Annotated in this window: 17 protein-coding genes and 1 tRNA gene; 10 read left to right on the forward strand and 8 right to left on the reverse strand. The window is 39.6% G+C overall.

Going from position 1 to position 19,593, the window contains the following annotated elements; genetic code table 11:
• Positions 1-990 precede the first annotated feature (990 nt).
• From gltA to AC4MCD_RS10410, 3 genes are all read left to right on the forward strand, one after another.
• Positions 991-2,265, forward strand: a complete 1,275-nt coding sequence (gene gltA, locus AC4MCD_RS10400; RefSeq protein ID WP_004782984.1) for a citrate synthase — start codon at positions 991-993, stop codon at positions 2,263-2,265.
• Positions 2,266-2,434: 169 nt separating this feature from the next.
• Positions 2,435-2,938: a hypothetical protein gene (locus AC4MCD_RS10405; protein WP_419363264.1), complete on the forward strand. Its 504-nt coding sequence runs from the start codon at positions 2,435-2,437 to the stop codon at positions 2,936-2,938.
• 373 nt (positions 2,939-3,311) lie between these two features.
• Positions 3,312-4,937 (forward strand): NAD+ synthase, encoded by a 1,626-nt coding sequence (locus AC4MCD_RS10410; RefSeq protein ID WP_491876042.1) that lies wholly within the window; start codon positions 3,312-3,314, stop codon positions 4,935-4,937.
• 204 nt (positions 4,938-5,141) lie between these two features.
• Here the strand turns inward: AC4MCD_RS10410 and AC4MCD_RS10415 are convergent.
• Positions 5,142-5,218 (reverse strand) — tRNA-Met (locus tag AC4MCD_RS10415).
• Positions 5,219-5,543: 325 nt separating this feature from the next.
• On the opposite strand from AC4MCD_RS10415, the gene AC4MCD_RS10420 reads away from it, so the two are divergent.
• Complete coding sequence (locus AC4MCD_RS10420) at positions 5,544-5,957, forward strand: hypothetical protein (protein WP_218955203.1); 414 nt, start codon at positions 5,544-5,546, stop codon at positions 5,955-5,957.
• A gap of 417 nt (positions 5,958-6,374) precedes the next feature.
• On the forward strand, positions 6,375-6,815 hold the full coding sequence (locus AC4MCD_RS10425; RefSeq protein WP_004782991.1) for a universal stress protein: 441 nt from the start codon (positions 6,375-6,377) through the stop codon (positions 6,813-6,815).
• Positions 6,816-6,855: 40 nt separating this feature from the next.
• On the opposite strand, the gene AC4MCD_RS10430 is transcribed toward AC4MCD_RS10425, so the two are convergent.
• Positions 6,856-7,152 carry an MGMT family protein gene (locus AC4MCD_RS10430; protein ID WP_419363530.1) on the reverse strand — a complete coding sequence of 99 codons (297 nt, stop codon included), beginning with the start codon at positions 7,150-7,152 and terminating at the stop codon, positions 6,856-6,858.
• A 65-nt stretch (positions 7,153-7,217) separates the two neighbouring features.
• The gene (locus AC4MCD_RS10435; protein WP_179992115.1) at positions 7,218-8,717 is read right to left on the reverse strand and encodes a cation:proton antiporter; all 1,500 of its coding nucleotides are present in this window, start codon (positions 8,715-8,717) and stop codon (positions 7,218-7,220) included.
• A gap of 216 nt (positions 8,718-8,933) precedes the next feature.
• On the opposite strand from AC4MCD_RS10435, the gene AC4MCD_RS10440 reads away from it, so the two are divergent.
• Positions 8,934-9,488, forward strand: coding sequence for a hypothetical protein (locus tag AC4MCD_RS10440; RefSeq protein ID WP_179992116.1), 555 nt, complete (start codon positions 8,934-8,936; stop codon positions 9,486-9,488).
• 49 nt (positions 9,489-9,537) lie between these two features.
• Here AC4MCD_RS10440 and ypfJ read toward each other — a convergent pair whose 3' ends face one another.
• Complete coding sequence (gene ypfJ / locus AC4MCD_RS10445; protein ID WP_179992117.1) at positions 9,538-10,440, reverse strand: KPN_02809 family neutral zinc metallopeptidase; 903 nt, start codon at positions 10,438-10,440, stop codon at positions 9,538-9,540.
• Positions 10,441-10,488: 48 nt separating this feature from the next.
• Positions 10,489-11,415, reverse strand: coding sequence for a DUF808 domain-containing protein (locus AC4MCD_RS10450; protein ID WP_491876043.1), 927 nt, complete (start codon positions 11,413-11,415; stop codon positions 10,489-10,491).
• 190 nt (positions 11,416-11,605) lie between these two features.
• Between AC4MCD_RS10450 and trpS the strand changes: the two genes are divergently transcribed.
• On the forward strand, positions 11,606-12,619 hold the full coding sequence (gene trpS, locus AC4MCD_RS10455) for a tryptophan--tRNA ligase (RefSeq protein ID WP_491876044.1): 1,014 nt from the start codon (positions 11,606-11,608) through the stop codon (positions 12,617-12,619).
• Between the two features lie 347 nt (positions 12,620-12,966).
• On the opposite strand, the gene AC4MCD_RS10460 is transcribed toward trpS, so the two are convergent.
• Both AC4MCD_RS10460 and lysS read right to left on the reverse strand, forming a co-directional pair.
• Positions 12,967-14,418, reverse strand: a complete 1,452-nt coding sequence (locus AC4MCD_RS10460; RefSeq protein WP_491876045.1) for a capsule assembly Wzi family protein — start codon at positions 14,416-14,418, stop codon at positions 12,967-12,969.
• 275 nt (positions 14,419-14,693) lie between these two features.
• The gene (lysS, locus tag AC4MCD_RS10465) at positions 14,694-16,220 is read right to left on the reverse strand and encodes a lysine--tRNA ligase (RefSeq protein WP_034704199.1); all 1,527 of its coding nucleotides are present in this window, start codon (positions 16,218-16,220) and stop codon (positions 14,694-14,696) included.
• Positions 16,221-16,607: 387 nt separating this feature from the next.
• Here lysS and AC4MCD_RS10470 point away from each other — a divergent pair, with 387 nt between their 5' ends.
• Positions 16,608-17,102 (forward strand): YqiA/YcfP family alpha/beta fold hydrolase, encoded by a 495-nt coding sequence (locus AC4MCD_RS10470; RefSeq protein ID WP_034704192.1) that lies wholly within the window; start codon positions 16,608-16,610, stop codon positions 17,100-17,102.
• Positions 17,103-17,141: 39 nt separating this feature from the next.
• Here the strand turns inward: AC4MCD_RS10470 and AC4MCD_RS10475 are convergent, their stop codons facing one another.
• Entirely contained in the window at positions 17,142-17,684 is a 543-nt protein-coding gene (locus AC4MCD_RS10475) for an adenine phosphoribosyltransferase (RefSeq protein WP_004783009.1), read from the reverse strand.
• A 478-nt stretch (positions 17,685-18,162) separates the two neighbouring features.
• Between AC4MCD_RS10475 and rubA the strand changes: the two genes are divergently transcribed.
• Both rubA and rubB read left to right on the forward strand, forming a co-directional pair.
• Positions 18,163-18,327, forward strand: a complete 165-nt coding sequence (gene rubA, locus AC4MCD_RS10480; RefSeq protein ID WP_004783011.1) for a rubredoxin RubA — start codon at positions 18,163-18,165, stop codon at positions 18,325-18,327.
• A gap of 87 nt (positions 18,328-18,414) precedes the next feature.
• Positions 18,415-19,593 carry a rubredoxin reductase RubB gene (rubB, locus tag AC4MCD_RS10485; protein ID WP_491876046.1) on the forward strand — a complete coding sequence of 393 codons (1,179 nt, stop codon included), beginning with the start codon at positions 18,415-18,417 and terminating at the stop codon, positions 19,591-19,593.

Consider the following 19,593-nt stretch of genomic DNA (forward strand, 5'->3'; position numbering starts at 1 on the left):
CTCCATCCGGAGTTTGTTGGAATTAATTCGAAGGAAAGCTGGCATTATCAGGCAAATACATGCCTAAACATAAAACGACACTGAATTATAAAACGTGAACTATTAAAATACAAACAACTGTATTTGGCTTTTTAAATAAAAAACCTTTAAATAAGAATCATTAACAACAACTTTAAACTATCCCCTACTTGCTTTATCTTTATATTTTCATTCTAGATATTTGTTTTTTAATAATTAACTTGATTAATTTAGTCTGTTATCTAGCCAAGCTTCGACTAAGTAGATTTAGACTAAAGATGAACAGCAAAAATGTAATTTCGCCTCTAAGTCCTTATTAATTCCAAGTAAAATCATAAGGATATATTTCACAAATAAATAATGACTATTTATATAAAGGCATCTCAATTTAGATTTTTTATACTAAAACCTACTTATCTCTTTGTAGATCATAGTTTTTTTGATGTTTTTAGACATTTTATATTCAAAAAAACACTTATTTATTTTTGTTTAAGTTGTATTAAACAAAGTGAAGCAAATTTACGAGCTATTTTTTAGCCGATTAAACAGAGCCAAAAAGAAAATTTATTGCTTTTATTTATAATTCAAGTTTGAAGTAAAAACTTAAGGAAATCGATGTAAGTTACGAGATTTATATAATTTTAAGTTTCAGCCTTAGAATATTTTCTCAATTTCTCCTTTATTTTTTGCTAGGAAAAAACGCTTACAAATACGGCAAAGACCATATTTTTTTCTGCACCTTCTGTTCAATTTGACTTATTATAGAGGTTTGGTACTGTGATTTTATTAAACTTTTTATACCAAGATAAATGACTAAACCACTGTGAGAATGTCATTTTTCATCCATAAGTATAATTGACAAAATTTCAGTAGCCACTAATCTTATAGCAAATTTTTGATCCGTCCGTTTTGTGCATTAAAAGATTGATAGGCAACTCGGATATACATTCACCAGGACAGGAGATCTATTGAATGTCTGAAGCAACTGGCAAGAAAGCCGTTTTACAGCTTGATGGCAAAGAAATTGAATTACCAATTTACAGCGGCACATTGGGCCCAGATGTAATCGACGTTAAAGATGTGTTGGCTGCAGGTCACTTTACTTTTGATCCTGGTTTTATGGCAACAGCTGCATGCGAGTCTAAAATCACTTTCATCGATGGTAATAAAGGTGTTCTTTTACACCGTGGCTACCCAATTGACCAGTTAGCAACTAAAGCTGATTACCTAGAAACTTGCTACTTACTTCTTAATGGCGAGCTTCCAACAGCTGAGCAAAAAGAAGAATTCGACGCTAAAGTTCGTAACCACACTATGGTTCACGATCAAGTAAGCCGCTTCTATAACGGTTTCCGTCGTGATGCTCACCCTATGGCAATCATGGTTGGTGTTGTTGGTGCGTTGTCTGCGTTCTATCACAACAATCTGGACATCGAAGATGTTAACCATCGTGAAATCACTGCGATTCGTTTAATCGCTAAGATTCCTACTTTGGCAGCTTGGAGCTACAAGTACACTGTTGGTCAACCATTCGTTTACCCACGTAACGATTTGACTTACGCTGAAAACTTCCTGTACATGATGTTTGCTACTCCAGCAGACCGTGACTACAAAGTAGATCCAATCCTTGCGAAAGCAATGGACCGTATCTTCACACTTCACGCTGACCACGAACAAAATGCTTCTACGTCTACAGTACGTTTAGCTGGTTCTACTGGCGCTAACCCATATGCATGTATCGCTGCTGGTATCTCTGCACTTTGGGGTCCTGCTCACGGTGGTGCGAACGAAGCTGTTCTTAAGATGCTTGATGAAATCGGCACTGTAGAAAACGTTGCTGGCTTCATGGAAAAAGTGAAAACTAAAGAAGTTAAACTCATGGGCTTCGGTCACCGTGTGTACAAAAACTTCGATCCACGTGCGAAAGTAATGAAAGAAACTTGTGACGAAGTTCTTGGTGCTCTTGGCATCAACGATCCACAGCTTGCTCTTGCTATGGAACTTGAACGTATCGCGCTTTCTGACGAATACTTCATCAAACGTAACCTTTACCCTAACGTAGACTTCTACTCAGGCATCATCCTTAAAGCGATTGGTATCCCAACAGAAATGTTTACTGTGATCTTCGCGCTTGCACGTACAGTTGGTTGGATCAGCCACTGGTTAGAAATGCACAGCGGTCCTTATAAGATCGGTCGTCCTCGTCAGCTTTACACTGGCGAAGTTCAACGCGACATCAACCGTTAATTCAGTTAGCGTTGAAAGACGTAAAAACCACCCTTCTGGGTGGTTTTTTTATAACTGACAAAAACTAACACAATAAAGATGTGAAAAAATTAAAATAGCAAGCCTGAAGAATTTTCAATTTCTGCAAATTTCTAGAAAGTACTCTTATATCGTTAAGGATTGAGTTTTAATGCTGTTTTACCTGCTTCCTTTTATCCTGAGAATGGTTCGTTTTGATCAATTTAAAAGCCGGAATTTGACTTCAGGGGAAATCAAGCTTTGCCAGCAAGTCTTTGCTGACCTGATTGACTATTCAACAGTCCGCGTCATGAATCACCCTTTCCTGCCCTGGCAATCCAAGCATGTGATCATGGCACCAAGTGGTTATATTCATGTGCGTAACCTGAATTATCGGGCTGATTATTCTAAAGAAAGCCGTTCTTATCAGGCGCTTTTCATTCATGAAATGGCACATATTTATCAATATCAGCGAAATATTAATGTGTTGTTTAAGGGTGCTTTTTTGCAGGCCGCTTATTTTTTAACTATGGGAAAATATAATCCTTACAAATATCAATTTAATCCCAACAAATCCTTTTTAGACTATAACATTGAACAACAGGGAGATATTGCACGCGATATTTTTCTAAAAAAAATCCCCAATATTATTTTAAAAAATCAGTTAAGCAGATGATATTGAATATTTTTCACTCAAGTATTCTGTTGATTTATATTTTTGAAAAATAAACTCATTTAAATCCAATTGAGTATTTTTGTGCATTTACCAGAATAAAAAAGCACCATAATAAGTCATTTCTGATCATAACTTTGTGTATCTGTTTCAATTCTCCTGAAACAGCTCTAGCATCTGCCTCAAATTTCGATAAAATAAGCCAAGTATGATATTTTTAGCTCGCAAATCAAGATTTAATGATCATGCGGTCATGACTTTTTTAATTTTGGCCATTTGGCATTTTGTTCGTATCAAACTGCACTCAGCTGGATAATTAGAATTTTAAAAATCAGTGATTTAGTGTATTCACCTATAGGAATAGGACTTAATTGGAATGAAAAGTTTTAAAATTGCGATTGCTCAATTCTCTCCACATGTGGGCAATTTAGATGCAAATACGCAGACAATGATAGATTTGGCAAATCAGGCCAAAAAAGATAATGCTGATCTTATTATTTTCCCTGAACTTTCAACTTTAGGTTATCCGGCTGAAGATTTATTAATTCGTCCAAGTCTGGCTAAACGTACAAAACTGGCGTTTGAGAAACTGACTGAAGTAAAAGATATCGTCATGGTCTTCGGTTTTGTCAATCAGACTGAAGATGGTGAACGTTATAACTCAGCAGCCGTCATGAAAGATGGTGAAGTTTTAGGGGTTTATAATAAGCAGACTCTGCCAAACTATGGTGTATTTGATGAGAAACGCTATTTTGGTGAAGGACATCAGCATCTGGTCTTCGAATATCTGGGACACAAGTTTGGTGTTCTGATCTGTGAAGATGTCTGGTCATTATCTACGGTTCAACAGCTGGCTCAATTGAATATTGATACTGCACTGGTTCTGAATGCTTCTCCATATGAAGTCGGCAAACCGCAACACCGTATCTATGCCATGGCTGCGCTGGTCAAACAGTTGAATATCAATCTAGTGTACTGTAACCAGGTAGGTGGCCAAGATGATCTAATCTTTGATGGTACCAGCTTTGTACTCAATAAATCAGGCGAAGTGGCTCTGCAAGCACCTAGCTTTGAAAAAGGCCTGTATATCGCTGAATATGATTCAGAAAAATTAGAGTTCAGCAAAGGCACGATTACTCCAGCCCTAGAAACTATGGCCGAGATTTATCAAAGTCTGGTGATGGCAACCCGTGATTATGTACAGCGTTCAGGTTTCCCAGGTGTAATTCTGGGTCTGTCTGGTGGCATTGACTCTGCCCTGACTCTTGCCATCGCAGCAGATGCGATTGGCCCTGACAAAGTTCAAGCAGTGATGATGCCTTATACCTATACTGCTCAGATCAGTGTAGAAGATGCCACTGAACAGGCAAAAACCATGGGTGTAACTTTCGGTATTGCCGAGATTAACCCGATTGTAAGTGGCTTCTTGCAAACCCTGTATCCCTTCTTTGGCAATGCCCCTGTAGATGCCACTGAAGAAAACCTGCAAGCACGTGCACGCGGTACGCTATTAATGGCGCTGTCTAACAAGTTCGGCAATCTGGTTCTGGCAACCGGTAATAAATCCGAACTTGCCGTTGGCTACTGTACGCTATACGGCGATATGGTCGGCGGCTTCGCGGTATTAAAAGATGTTTATAAAACCATTGTGTTTGAACTGGCAAAATACCGTAATAGCATCGCCGAAACTCCAGTGATTCCTGAGCGTGTAATTACCCGTCCACCATCTGCAGAACTTCGTCCAGATCAGGTCGATCAGGATTCATTACCAGCTTATGAAGTACTTGATGCGATTCTTTATGCTTATATTGAAGAAGATCTGAGTCAAGATGACATCATTGCCAAAGGCTTTGAAGCTGAAGTTGTGAAAAAAGTGATTCGTTTGGTGGATATTAACGAATACAAACGTCGTCAGGGTGCGATTGGTCCACGTATCAGCTCGCGTTCTTATGGTCGTGAACGTCGCTATCCGGTCGTTAATGGTTGGAAAGCAGGTATCTAAGTTTTAACAAAACTAGATTAGCTATAATGCCCAAGTAAATGCTTGGGCATTTTTTTATCTTTAAGCAATAAATAGAGTTAAGAAATTAAAAGAAGATTCAAAAATTTAAACAGACAGATATTTAGAAGAACTTTCTCTTAATTTTTTATTGATATTTTTATGGCACAAAAAAAGAGACCAAGCTGAGAGCTTGGTCTTTTAAAATGGTGGCTATGACGGGACTTGAACCTGTGACCCCCGCATTATGAGTGCGGTGCTCTAACCAACTGAGCTACATAGCCGTAAACTGTGTGCGCATTATCGTAATTTCAGGTTGTATCGTCAAGCATTTTAAACCACAAATGTTCAGTCTTTATGCAAATTAATCATAAACTATTAAACTTTGTACAAATCATGATTTAATTCGAAATCCAATAACAGAATCTACAAAAATTGGTACCAACTTTTAAAGCCAAATCTGAATCGAAGTCGTATCAAATAATATTTAATTTTAAGAATAACTTGCTGAAGAAACAAAATAAAAAGTGAATCTACCACCTTTTCCTATCGCTATAATGCTTTTCCAAATATGGCCAACAGTATCTCTGGATTAAAGCAAAACTGAAGATGACGAAATTCAAAATATACCTAAGCCTGCTCCTATTGAGTGTTATAAGTTTAGCCAATGCAACTGTTATTCATCCAAGCAGCAGATTTTCAGGATGTGATGATGTGAAGAGTCTGGCTCAAGAAGTCATGTTCTTTAGATTTAAAGGTGCACCTCAGAAATGGCTGATTCAACAAATGAAGCAGCGCTACGATACAGCGAATAATATCCATGCTCTGATTAGTATAAAACTTACTGAAAAAGCGTTTGAATATGAAATACCACAAGATCAGTCTGAACGTTCAGCCTTAATTAAAAACTTTGCAATTGATCACTACAATGAATGTGAGAAATCCATTTCAGATCGTGATCAATCTAAACAAGGAAATAACGGTATTACCGCACCCTTGGAAAGGGAAGTTTTAGAACACTAAAATTATGCTGATAGAAGCTTACTATTAGAAATAGCAGGCTATCTTTATGCAGTTTGATAGATTTTTCATTATCAAAATCTCAATTTTAACCTGTCCCTATAGTTTTATATAACAGGGATTTTTTGAATCTAAAATTACAGGTAATAATACATTATTAAAATCAGATAGCTTTTTTAAGTTAGTTTATCAATATTCTAAAATCATATTATTTTTAATATTAAAATATAATTATAAATCAATGATTTATAAAATATACCAACCATTAAAAATTATTAATTTGTTAAACATAATACTGAGGTATTTACTTGGTTTTATTTTTATAAAATACGCGTTATGATCAAAGTATAAACAACAATTCGTACACGATTTTAACGCGTCATATTTTTATAAAACTTATTTCCGATAAGGAGAATTCTAATGTCATTTGAACATATTTTAGTACCTGTTGACGGCTCAGAAACTTCCTACGCTGCAGTCGATAAAGCCGTCGAAATTGCCAAAGCATTTAACAGTAAAGTGACAGTGGTTCAGGTGCTGGCACTTGATCCCTATATCGCAGCTGAATACATCACAGCAGCTCAAACCAATGACCTGGTTGAACGTGCCCGTACTGCGATTCTGAAGACACTTGACGAAGCAAAAGCAAAATTTGCTGCGGCAGGTATTGATGCAGAGACTCAGCTACTCGAAGGTCAGGTGATTTATAGCGAAATTGTCAAGGCGGCAGAATCCTTGAATACTGATCTGATTGTGATTGGTTCACATGGCCGCACTGGCTTCAAGAAACTGTTCCTAGGAAGTGTTGCGCAAAGCATCTTGGGACAGGCCAATGTTCCTGTAATGGTCATCCGTAAGTAATAAAAAAAATCCCCACTTCAATCAAGTGGGGATTTCTCTTTCAAACAAATCCATCCCATTGATACTGCTTTAAGCTGACCCGATTTCCAGCACATAGGATCCCTTCTGCGCCTAATTTTTGCTGTTGAATATTATGTCCATATTCATCCAGTTTATTGAGACTGATCTTACCTTGAGCGTTCAGGACACGATGCCAAGGCAAATCGGTTTCTGTATCAAGCTGACTTAAAACCCTACCCACCAGACGCGCATGTTTGGGTAAGCCAGCCAGTTTAGCGATCTGTCCATAGGTCGTTACCTTCGCATAAGGAATCTGACTGACCACACTCAGAATCATTTGTGCCATTTCCTGGCTTGCACTTGATGTCATAGGCTTTCAATCTTGATAGAAAAATCTAAAAATTAGAAATTCTCTGGATTTTCTAAACGTTTTACTTCCTGTACTTTGTCAGGATGATGCACCGTTGCTACACCATCTGCATCCTTCTTATCAATCAGCATTTCTGGCTGGAAGATGGTGATGGTTTCATTTCCATTTGCATCCTCTCCTACAATATACTGAAAACCGCGACGGTTCATCTTGTGGCACATCCGCTGATACCAGCCTTTAAAGCCTTGGGTTTCTTCATTCGGGTTGTAATAAAAGGCATTCATTACGGCTGGCAAACCTAGGCCACAAACCACCCCGGAAAGAAGTACCACAATGAAGGTATATCCAATCAGAATACTGCTATACGCTTCCAGTTGTGGAATATTGGCCACTGCCAGAATCAGGGCTAAGGAAATCCCGCCACGTACCCCACCCCAAGACAGAATGGTTAAACTGCCGTTATAACTCTTCTTGCGCATTCTAGGGAATAATGCAAAAGACAGATGATTGGCCAGGAATCGCGCCAAATGCAGAATTATGAAAGCAACAATTCCGCCTAGAACCAGACTGGTACTTAGATCAATAATGAACAGTTCCAGACCAATCAAGGTGAACAGGAAGGAATTGATAATCCCCTCTACCGTATGCCAGAAATGGTTTACATCACCGATGTCTGCATCAGCCAGAATTTCTTTCCATTTATTACCGACGATCAAGCCGCCAATTACACAGGCAATTGGTGCAGAAGCATGCGCCAGTAAAGCAATCAGATATGAACCACAAGCCAACAGTGCAGTAGTTAATATCAGTGATTCCATTTCATGTTTACCTCGCAGAATACGTAGAATCGCCAGACCAAAACCGATCCCGATCAAGACTGCCACGACAATTTCATAAAGCAATGTTTGCAGGACGGCGAGTACGGTAAAGTTTTCACCTTGCAGTACATTCAGTAAGGTCATAAATAATGCAATACACATCGCATCATTAAACAGCGACTCACCTTCCAGCTTCACGATCAAATGATGGGGTGCGCGTACCGAACTGAGTACACCTTTAATCCCAATTGGATCCGTTGCTCCGAGCGCAGCACCCAGCAATAGTAGAACCAATATATCGACGTGGTTACCAATCAGAAACTGATAACCGTATAGCGCAATACCAAAGAAAACTGCACAGAAAACTAATGCCAGACTGGCCAGAATACCAATCGGCCGCCAGTGATTGCGTAAATCTGAAACCTTAAACTTCAATGCGGATGATGTCAGAATGAAACAGATCACCCCATTAATCAGGAAGTCATAAAAATCGACATGGCGGACTGCTTTCTCAATATTATCAATATTGATGCTAAAAAATGGATTACCCTGTAGCAGACTTGCACACCATTGCAGGATAAAAACAAAAATAGCGGAAACAATCGGCACACCAATGGCTTGAGGAAAACTTAGAACACGTTTGTTGAACATGGTAGTGGCAATTGACAGAGCAAAGACCACTGTCAACAGTTGTAAAAAAAAGAAACTTCCCATTAGGTTTCCTAAGATTTGGCAATTTGCAGCCGTGAGCTGAAAGATTTACTTGAAATATAAATTTAAAAAAACAGTATATTTTAGCGGATCAAGTTTAGTCCCATTTTTTTTCGAATTAAGTTAAGTTTCTTTTCAATATTCACAACTGATGATTTAACATACAGCCTTAAAGCACTTTATTGCTCACTCCTCCTTTCTATTTAGAAATTTTCTCCCATGCATCAAACTGTCAAAACCATATTCCGTCTATGTCTCGCTGCTGTCATTTTTCTGGTCACACTCTCCTTGATGTTTACCTGTGTTGCCAAAGTTCAGGAAATCCTGAAAGCAGATCAACATTATCAGCAAGCCGTGAGCATTCCTTTAAAAAGCAGTGCCAAAGCGCAATATGTACTGGTGTCTAATAATCAACGTCCAGACAACGCGCTGTTTATCCTGATTGCCGGAAATGGTTATGTAGCAAAAATTAGCTGTGAGCATTATGCTGCCCTATGTACTGATGACTATAATCAGTCACATACCCGGCAGATTCAAAATGTTAATTTATTAAAAGCGAGAAATTATTTTTATATTGAAAATATTCAGTTCCAAGATAGTCGAACTGGTCAAATCACTACACTCAGCTATTCCAAAAATGAATTGAAGCAATTTTATAATAATGACATCAGCAATTTAAAATATATTCTCTTTGCGATTTCGCTATTTGCCCTGGCTGCCTTGTTTGTCAGTATCAAGATTTTGAAAAACTTCCGTCGTTTTCTGGAAAAATAACTATTCAATCATGAGGGGAGCATTTGCTCCCCTTTTTTGATCTTTAGTTTTAGATATTTTGATTAAAAGTATCACAAGCAGACATTTGACCTGATTTCAGACCGGTATTAAACCATTTTACCCGCTGTGCACTGGTACCATGCGTAAAGCTGTCCGGCACGACATGGCCTTGTGCCTTTTTCTGCAGATAGTCATCACCGATCTTGTGTGCCGCATCCATAGCTTCTTGTACATCACCCTGCTCCAGGAACTGCGTACGCTCATGGTTATGATAAGCCCATACCCCAGCCAGACAATCCGCCTGTAGTTCTTGACGTACAGAAAGCTGATTGCCCTGAGCTTGAGTGGCTTGTTGACGTGCCTGCTGTACCTGTGAAGAAATACCTAAAATGGTCTGGATATGATGACCCACCTCATGCGCTACCACATAGGCTTGAGCAAAATCACCTGCCTGATCATTGCGAGATAACTCGGTTGAGTTCTGTTCCCCGCTAATTCCCATTTGAGTACGCATATCTTTAAAGAATGCCGTATCAATATAGACTTTCTGGTCTGCCGGACAGTAGAAAGGTCCCATGGCCGATTGCGCTGTACCACAACCAGAATTTACCACACCACTAAATAGAACCAGTTTGGGTGGAGTATATTGCTGGTTCAGCTGCTGCTGGAATACTTGAGACCAGGTATCTTCTGTATCGGCAAGAACAGTTCCTACAAAATCGATCGCTTCTTGCTGCTCTGGCGTTGGATTTTCCAGACCCCGTGTTTCCGCGCTAGAAACACCTTGCGTGACCTGCTTGGTGGTTTGATAGGCTTGCTGTGGATCAACGCCAAAAAACTTCCAGGCCACAAAAGCAATAATCAACCCGAGAATACTGATTCCACCGGCTTTGGCACCACCGCCACGACGGTCTTCTACATTGCTACTAACACGACGTCCTTTCCAGCGCATAGTGAGATTCCTTATAGTTTAAAGTCAGCTTATTTTAACGGGCCTGATTTATGCTTGCTTTGGTTTCGATCTGATTTTTTGAATAAAGCCAATCAAGATAAATACAATTAACCCTGCCACAAAACCAATCACCAGATTAATCAGTGTAGGCGTAACAGCCCCTACAATACTTCCTAGGCTAGGAATATGCTCTACATACTCAACCGAATCTTCAGTAAAATGATGAAACCATGGAATGGTATGGGCAATAATCCCGCCACCGACCAGAAACATCGCAATCGTACCTACAATCGTCAGGGTTTTCATTAATTTAGGAGCAAAAGCCAGTAATCCACGGCCTATACTTTGCTTTAAGCTGGAAGCCTGCTTAGTCAGGTACAAACCTAAATCATCAATTTTAACAATCATGGCAACGAAGCCGTACACCCCGACTGTCATTAATATGGCAATTCCTGCCAGTACGATGACCTTGGTGGTAAAAGCTGCGGCTGCCACGGTGCCCAAAGAAATCACTACAATTTCCGCAGACAGAATGAAATCAGTTCGGATCGCACCCTTAATTTTCTCTTTTTCAAATGTGGCCAAATCGGTTTCGATGGTAGTGAATTCAGCCTCAGCATCTTCTTCAGTCTTGGCTTTCTTATGCTTTAAGCTATGCAGGACTTTTTCTACGCCTTCATAACAGAGAAATAGACCACCAATCATCAGTAAAGGATTAATTAACCAGGGTGCAACCACACTAATAAGTAAAGCCAAAGGAACAAGAATCAGCTTATTAATAAAAGAACCTTTGGCTACTCCCCACACCACAGGAAGTTCACGTTCTGCCCGTACACCGCTGACTTGCTGGGCATTTAATGCCAAGTCATCCCCCAAGACACCTGCTGTCTTTTTTGCAGCCATCTTGCTCATCACGGCAACATCGTCTAAAACAGTCGCAATATCATCCAATAATATTAATAAGCTGCTCGCCATTCTTGTTATCCTTATCACCTTTAGACATATTTTAATGAAAATATTAAAAAAATATTGTATTCACTTGTTTAATTAATAAGATTTTTTACTACGGCTTTTTTTTCTGGCTGACATTCAAAAACAGAATGCCGTACAATGTGGCCATTCGTTAAAATATTGATGTAGTACAGACTACTTTTTGGAATAGATAATGAGTAATCAAGATAATCGTCCAGTAATCTTGACTGGCGACCGTCCTACCGGACAGCTTCACCTTGGCCATTTTGTCGGTTCATTACGCTCTCGCGTAGGTTTACAAGATTCTCACCATCAACATTTGTTACTCGCTGATGCTCAAGCCTTGACAGATAATGCAGATAACTTTGAAAAAGTACGTCGCAATATTATTGAAGTAGCAACAGATTATCTGGCTGTCGGCATTGATCCAACTAAAACTACAATCTGTGTTCAGTCTTGCCTGCCAGCCTTAAACGAACTGACTATGCTCTATCTGAACTTTGTGACAGTTTCACGTCTAGAGCGCAACCCGACTATTAAATCAGAAATTCAGATGCGTGGTTTTGAGCGTGATATTCCTGCAGGTTTCTTATGCTATCCAGTGGCTCAAGCAGCAGATATCACAGCCTTTAAAGCAACTGTAGTTCCGGTGGGCGAAGACCAGATTCCAATGATCGAACAGACCAATGAGATTGTACGTCGCCTTAACCGTCAGATTGGCCGTGAATTACTGCCTGAATGTAAGGCGCTGCTTTCTAATGTGGGACGCTTACCAGGTTTTGACGGCAAAGCAAAAATGTCTAAATCTCTAGGTAATACCATTGTTCTAGATGCTTCTGATAAAGACATCAAAAAAGCAGTCAATGCGATGTATACCGATCCGAATCACCTGCGCATAGAAGATCCTGGCCAGATTGAGGGCAATGTGGTATTTACTTACCTTGATGCATTCGACACCAATAAAGAAGAACTGGAAGAACTGAAAGCACATTATCGCCGTGGTGGTTTGGGTGATGGTACGGTGAAAAAACGTCTGGAAGGTATTCTGAAAGAGCTGATCGGTCCGATTCGTGAACGTCGTATGGAACTGGCCAAAGATCCAGATTACATCATGGATATTTTGAAAACGGGTACAGACAAATGCCGTGATATTACACAAGCCACTTTAGATGAAGTGAAAACAGGCTTAGGCGTTTTCCATTTCTAAGCTAGACAATATTTAAAAAAAAGCCCTTCATATGAAGGGCTTTTTTTATTTAAGGCCAAAATGCGCAAAAATAAGGCAAGTTTCCACACAGATTCTTCATAGTTTTAACCTTACTTAACATCTATTAACATGAATACTGATGAGTCACATGAGAATGAGTCCTACTATACTTACATACAGTAAGGAATCAAATTTAACTCTCTCCACAGTTAATCTTGATTTAGTTTTGAAAGAAACTTCCTTTTTCTACGCAATGACAACCCCAATCATTGCGTTTTTTTTGTCTGAAATTTTTGAAAAAATAAAAAATCCTGCCAGATGAGCAGGATTTTATTGTGTCTTGAATATTAATATTTGAACAAGCCTTTTTCTAATGGAATTTCAATTCCAATAGAGGCACCGCCATCCTGACCATTTACATCTGAGTCACTTATCCAGGCATTAATTTTAAGTGGCATTTCTGGTCGAATATAATGCGACCAGGTGACATCTAATGCTTTAATTTCATCATCAAAAGCAAAACCAGCATTATTTGCACTTGCACGTTCGGACTGATTCACTTCAGCAAACAATACCCGCCCAGATAAACGGTTCATCGGATCAAAACGGATATCACCACCTACTGAAACCATCTGTGCATCGCCACCTAGGGCATGTGCCAGCGGATAACCGTGTTGATAAAAACCATCGGTATAAGTACGATGATTATAGGAAATACCACTCACTTTACCATTAGTCCGTGTATCTGCCCACTCTGTATAAAGTTGATATGGCATATTTCTTAGAGTTGCAGAATAATCTATACCAGCTAAATACATTTTTTTCGCAGGCAGACCACCCGCTTCATCTTCACCAACATATTGCGCATAGAAACCCATAGGTACCTGTGTCAAAGGAAACAGGTTCAGGCGTGCATCAAAACCTGCAATCTGGTTCGACGGGTCGGTTTCATCTGCACCCACATTATCTTTGCTTCCGACAAAAGCATCCCATAATGAACTTAAGCTTTCAGGACGTCCTTCCCCACCCCATTGAATCGCACGAGAAGCACCTAGCTCCAGGTAAGATAAAGGTTGTGCTGTTACACGAAGACCAATAAGTTTGCTATCTGGAATAGCAGTATAATCATCCAATTGTCCTGCAAATGCTTGGTATTGCCACGGTCCAATCCAGGACAGCCATTTAGTTTCAAAAGCTGTTTGTTCTGCACGTTGTGCCATAAAACCATATACTGGGCGGCTAGCATCGCCACGAATCAAGCTGCCATCATGTCCTGGACCCCAATAGGTCGGAATTTGGCCAGCAATCAGCCATTGATTCCAGAGTTTCCCTGCAAGATAAGATCCTTCCAGATTCACATCCTGATCATTCTCAATTTGTCTATCTTTTTCGGCATTAACCCGGAGCTTGGCATCCCAGTTTTCGCCACCTGCATTAAACTCTAAAGCTGCCTGAAATTGTGCTTTTTGCTGATCACCAAAGGCTTGAGGGATATCTTTTGGATCACTTTCCGCAAATAAGCCTACTTTGAGCTGCTGATTGTCTGCTGTTAATTTCGCCAGAACTGAATCAATAACACGTTGTTGTACTTTACTACTCACTTGTGCATTGGATAGAGCTCGTTGAATTTCATCACCACTGAGCGGCCAGGTCGAGGTACTGATCTGGATCACCCCTTGCTGGTTTAACCAGTTCAAGTCAGTACGAAGATTTGCATCATTCAGAACCAGCCCTTGAGCAAAAACAGGAAGCGAAAGTGTCGTAAGAAGTGCACTTAATAATGGTTTTTTTAGAAACATGGGATCAATATTCTCAAGTTTATTTTTGCCTAACCATAGATATTTCAAAAACAATATTCAATGGCGAAACTGTATCAGTATAATATGAAACCCTAGATTTAATTGACTTTTAAAATAATAAATCGCTTCGAAAAATGAGATAGAAATACAAAAAATGAAATCACTAATATAAAAAAAATAGATTTAAATAGTGCTGGGTTTTAATTTTACTTAAGATAAATACTGAACACATAAAAAAGGCAGTTTTAAAAACTGCCTTTTTTTCGAATAAGTCATTAGTGTTTATGACGCATATGCGGGAATAAAATTACATCACGGATACTTGGTGCATTCGCAAAGATCATTACTAGGCGGTCAATACCAATCCCTTCACCTGCTGTAGGAGGCAGACCATATTCCAGGGCTTCAATGAAGTCAGCATCATAGTGCATTGCTTCATCATCACCCGCATCTTTTTCAGCAACCTGCGCCTGGAAGCGTTCAGCCTGATCAATCGGGTCATTTAATTCCGAGAAGCCATTTGCCAGTTCACGACCACCGATAAAGAATTCAAAACGGTCTGTAATATGCGGGTTTTGATCATTACGGCGTGCTAATGGGGAAGTTTCTGCTGGATATTCAGTCACGAAGGTAGGCTGACGTAGTTGAGTTTCAACCGTTTCTTCAAATACGATGGTTTGCAGTTTACCCAGACCAAAACCTGGTTTTACCTGTTCTTTCAGTTCTTCCTGAATGAATTTCGCCAGGAACTCACGGTCATTGACATTTTCTGGAGTGAACTGTGGATTGTGCTCAAGAATGGCATCAAACATTGAGATCTTTTTGAATGGTCCTTTGAAGCTAAAGACTTCATCGCCATAAGGCACATCAGTGGTACCCAGAATATCAATTGCCAATTTTTCCAGCATTTGCTCAGTCAACTCCATCAGGTCTTTGTAATCTGCATAAGCCTGATAGAATTCAATCATAGTGAATTCAGGGTTATGACGAGTAGAAACACCTTCATTACGGAAGTTACGGTTAATTTCGAACACACGTTCAAAACCACCCACAACCAGACGTTTCAAATAAAGCTCAGGTGCAATACGCAAGAACAATGGCATATCAAGCGCATTATGATGCGTTTCAAATGGACGCGCAGATGCTCCACCAGGAATTACGTGCATCATCGGGGTTTCAACTTCCATAAAACGTTTGTCGTTCAGGAAGCTACGAATACCGGCAACAACTTTGGCACGAACTTCAAAAGTTTTACGGGTTTCTTCATTTACGATCAGATCAAGATAACGTTTACGATACTTCACTTCAGTATCAGTTAAACCATGGAACTTGTCTGGAAGTGGACGTAATGATTTTGTCAGTAATTCAAAATGTTCGATATGAACATACAGGTCACCTTTACCAGAACGACCGATATAACCTTCAACTGCAATGATATCGCCCAGATCCAAGCCTTTGATCGTTGCAAGTACTTCTGGCTCAAGCTCTTTACGTGGAACATAAAGCTGAATACGACCGGTCATATCCTGAATCACGATGAATGAACCGCGGTTCAACATCACACGACCTGCTACTTTTACATGAACGTGTTCGCCAGCTTCAATTTCTTCTTTAGATTTATCAGCAAACTGGTCTTGTAAATCTTGCGCATAATGTTCACGTTTAAATGTGTTTGGCCATGGGCTAACACCAGTTTCTTTTGCGTGGTCTTGAATCTGCTTTAACTTGGCATGACGCTGTGCAATTAAATCGTTTTCGGAAATGATTTGTTCAGAAGTCGATTGAGCGTTATTTTGCGTCATCTCTGCCTCGGATAAGATTAGTTAAAAAATAGAAGTTGCATAGAATAGCAGAAATCTGCATCAAATCGTAGCGTAAAGACTTCCCACACGTGGCTTTTCTTGAGAAAAATTTCTGGATATATGAAATTTTTAAAAACAAATGATTTGCATTATTTTCAGTTTCGAATTTTATGATTGGTTTTTTAAAAATATTGCCAAACTTTTATTAGATGAAAGTCCAAGATCCCAACCTTCTGCACAAATTATGCCTTTATATCCAGTATCAGCTTAGACCAATAGCTAACTGCTTCCTCGAAATAGACGTTTTACAATAATGACCATATTAGAAGGTGGTGTCTTAACACCCTGACCACGACTTTGCCATGTCCGATAAAAATGAGTAAAAATATGTCTAAAATATTGTTTTTTCATGGCTTGGATTCGTCAAAACAGTCCACGAAATTTCATGCAATTGATGCAATGCATAAATATTGTATAGATGTGGATTATCGTAATCTGAGCTACCAGTCGGTAGCCGATTTCTACCACGAAATGGTTGAAACCATTAAACCGGATATTCTGGTCGGACACAGTCTGGGCGGTTATTGGGCGCTAAAAATGTCACAAGCTCATCAGATCCCTTGTGTGATCGCAAATCCTAGCTTGCAACCGAATTTCCGCGATGATTATCCTGCGATTTGTGACAGTGATTTGCAGCATGATATTCCGCAAATGGCCTACCTGGAATTAGGTGATGAAATTCTGGATATGCATGCGGCACAAGCTCAGCTTGAAGACTATATGCAAATTCATGCCATTGAAGGTGGACATCATCGTCTGGAACACCCCGAACAGATTAACGACCTGATTCAGGAAATTGAATATCATTTTATCCGGCAATAAAAAAGCCCCAATAGTTGGGGCTTTTTTGATGATCTAGACTTAAGCAACTGCAGCTTCAGGCTGAGATTTATCATCAAGTACTGACCAGATATCTAAACCTAATTCACCGTGTAAATCTGGTAGATCAAGGAAGATACTCGCACCTAGAACCTGATGCTGACATTTTTCAGCCAACTCATGTACTGCTTTCAATGTACCACCAGTTGCCAGTACATCATCCACAATAATCACTTTTTGTCCCTGAACTTCTGCAGACATTTCCAGACGGTCCAGACCATATTCAAGGCTATAACCTACCCCTACGACTGGAGGCGGCAATTTACCTGCTTTACGAACCAGTAATAAGCCTTTGCCAGTACGCTGCGCCAACAGGCTTGCCAGCACGAAACCACGTGCTTCTACTGCCACAAAGCTGTCTACTTCAGCAAGCTTTTCTTCAGGAATGCTGGCAATCAAAGCATCAGTTAATGGACCCAGATTATTCATGAATAATGGAGTCAAATCGAAGAAACAAATGCCTGGTTTTGGGAAATTCTGGACAGTACGAATGTGAGACCACAGAGAAGTAGACAAATTGCTCATGGGAGATCTTTAAACAAGGAAAGGAATAAGTGAATTTTAAACTAAATTAACAATGTGTAACAACAACGATTGTGCAATATTAAAGCAAAAAATAATAATAACTAATTGATTTAAATATATAAATTTATTTTAAAAAATATTTAATAAAGACTTTTCTAAGTCTAAGTTAACTGATTTTAATCATTTTTTCTGCCCGACTTTGGTCTACAACTTAAAATCTAAGCCAGAAGCGTATTTTATAAAACTAAAAATACAACTGTTTGCCTAACCTTAAATATATTTCTAATAATGAAATACCTAGGGACTGACCTTTCTGCTGTTAATTTCACTGATTAAACTTTTATTCGCTTTACTTTATGAATAGAACTGCGTAAAAATTTAGCCAAATATGTTTACTATTAAAAGTCATATTCTTTAGGGTCTTGCCATTTGTGGATTTTAAGCTGACAGCTACAGTTGGTCAGTTTTGGAGAGTTATATGAAAAAATATCAATGCATCGTTTGTGGATGGATTTATGACGAGGCAGAAGGTTGGCCTCAGGACGGAATCGTTCCTGGAACCAAATGGGAAGATATTCCTGATGACTGGACTTGTCCGGATTGTGGTGTTTCTAAAGTCGATTTTGAAATGATTGAAATCTAATCATGTTCTTTTAAAGACCATATTCAATGGTCTTTTTTATGTCCTTTATACCTGAAAAAACTAATTTAAAAAAGCATGGAGAATCGTATGCATCCTATCGTCATCATTGGTTCGGGCATGGCGGGTTATGCTGTTGCCCGTGAGTTTCGCAAACTCAACCCAGACCATGAACTTGTCATGATTTGTGCTGATGATGCGACTAATTATGCAAAACCTACGCTTTCTAATGCTTTAGCAGGAAACAAAGCACCAGAACATATCCCTTTAGGTGATGCAGAAAAAATGTCAGCACAGCTGAAAATGCGCATCGAAAAAAACACTTGGGTCAAAACGATTCATCCTGAACAGCATCAGCTCACTTTAGAAAAAGATGGTGAGGAAAGCACACAGGATTATTCTAAACTGGTGCTGGCTGTGGGCGCCAATCCAGTACGCCTGGCCATTGCTGGTGATGCTAGTGATGACATTCATATGGTGAATAACCTGACTGACTATAAAGCTTTCCGTCATAATCTGGCAGCCCGTGAAGATAAACGCGTAGTAATTTTAGGCGCAGGCCTGATCGGCTGTGAATTTGCCAATGACTTGCAGCATACCAATCATCAGGTCACCGTGATTGATCTTGCACCACAGCCTTTAGGTCGCTTATTACCAGCTCATGTCGCAGATGCTTTCCAGCAAAATCTTGAAGAGACAGGCATTCATTTTGTATTGGGGACAACAGTCGAAAAAGTCTCTAAAGTTGAAAATGGTGATTATCTGGTCACACTTGCCAGTGGCCAGTCGGTAGTTGCTGATGTGGTGCTGTCTGCTGTGGGCTTACAACCGAATATTTCTGTTGCAAAAGAAGCCGATATCCATACCAGTCGCGGGATTCTGACCAATACGAAGCTAGAAACCAATCAACCAGACATTTATGCAGTAGGCGACTGTGCGGAAGTAAATGGCATGCTTTTGCCATATGTCATGCCAATCATGCAGCAGGCTCGCGCTCTGTCTAAAACATTAAATGGTGAACATACTGCAGTCCACTATCCAGCGATGCCTGTAGCGGTCAAAACCCCAGCTGCGCCATTGACTGTCCTTCCCGCTCCGGTTAATGTCGAAGTAACTTGGGAAAATGAAGAGTTTGATGACGGTATGCTAGCCAAAGCCTTTGATGCTAGCGGTACTTTACGTGGTTTTGTCTTACTCGGGGCCACTGCTGCCAAACAACGTCTGGCATTGACCAAGCAGGTTCCTGACTTGATTCCAGCTACAGTTTAG

The sequence above is a fragment of the Acinetobacter sp. CAU_H_78 genome, from assembly GCF_058599365.1.

Bases quoted from the DNA above. Each gene is read 5' to 3' on its own strand.
- gltA (WP_004782984.1), top strand. From the start codon at position 991: ATGTCTGAAGCAACTGGCAAGAAAGCCGTTTTACAGCTTGATGGCAAA.
- AC4MCD_RS10405 (WP_419363264.1), top strand. From the start codon at position 2,435: ATGCTGTTTTACCTGCTTCCTTTTATCCTGAGAATGGTTCGTTTTGAT.
- AC4MCD_RS10410 (WP_491876042.1), top strand. From the start codon at position 3,312: ATGAAAAGTTTTAAAATTGCGATTGCTCAATTCTCTCCACATGTGGGC.
- AC4MCD_RS10420 (WP_218955203.1), top strand. From the start codon at position 5,544: ATGACGAAATTCAAAATATACCTAAGCCTGCTCCTATTGAGTGTTATA.
- AC4MCD_RS10425 (WP_004782991.1), top strand. From the start codon at position 6,375: ATGTCATTTGAACATATTTTAGTACCTGTTGACGGCTCAGAAACTTCC.
- AC4MCD_RS10430 (WP_419363530.1), bottom strand. From the start codon at position 7,152: ATGATTCTGAGTGTGGTCAGTCAGATTCCTTATGCGAAGGTAACGACC.
- AC4MCD_RS10435 (WP_179992115.1), bottom strand. From the start codon at position 8,717: ATGGGAAGTTTCTTTTTTTTACAACTGTTGACAGTGGTCTTTGCTCTG.
- AC4MCD_RS10440 (WP_179992116.1), top strand. From the start codon at position 8,934: ATGCATCAAACTGTCAAAACCATATTCCGTCTATGTCTCGCTGCTGTC.
- ypfJ (WP_179992117.1), bottom strand. From the start codon at position 10,440: ATGCGCTGGAAAGGACGTCGTGTTAGTAGCAATGTAGAAGACCGTCGT.
- AC4MCD_RS10450 (WP_491876043.1), bottom strand. From the start codon at position 11,415: ATGGCGAGCAGCTTATTAATATTATTGGATGATATTGCGACTGTTTTA.
- trpS (WP_491876044.1), top strand. From the start codon at position 11,606: ATGAGTAATCAAGATAATCGTCCAGTAATCTTGACTGGCGACCGTCCT.
- AC4MCD_RS10460 (WP_491876045.1), bottom strand. From the start codon at position 14,418: ATGTTTCTAAAAAAACCATTATTAAGTGCACTTCTTACGACACTTTCG.
- lysS (WP_034704199.1), bottom strand. From the start codon at position 16,220: ATGACGCAAAATAACGCTCAATCGACTTCTGAACAAATCATTTCCGAA.
- AC4MCD_RS10470 (WP_034704192.1), top strand. From the start codon at position 16,608: ATGTCTAAAATATTGTTTTTTCATGGCTTGGATTCGTCAAAACAGTCC.
- AC4MCD_RS10475 (WP_004783009.1), bottom strand. From the start codon at position 17,684: ATGAGCAATTTGTCTACTTCTCTGTGGTCTCACATTCGTACTGTCCAG.
- rubA (WP_004783011.1), top strand. From the start codon at position 18,163: ATGAAAAAATATCAATGCATCGTTTGTGGATGGATTTATGACGAGGCA.
- rubB (WP_491876046.1), top strand. From the start codon at position 18,415: ATGCATCCTATCGTCATCATTGGTTCGGGCATGGCGGGTTATGCTGTT.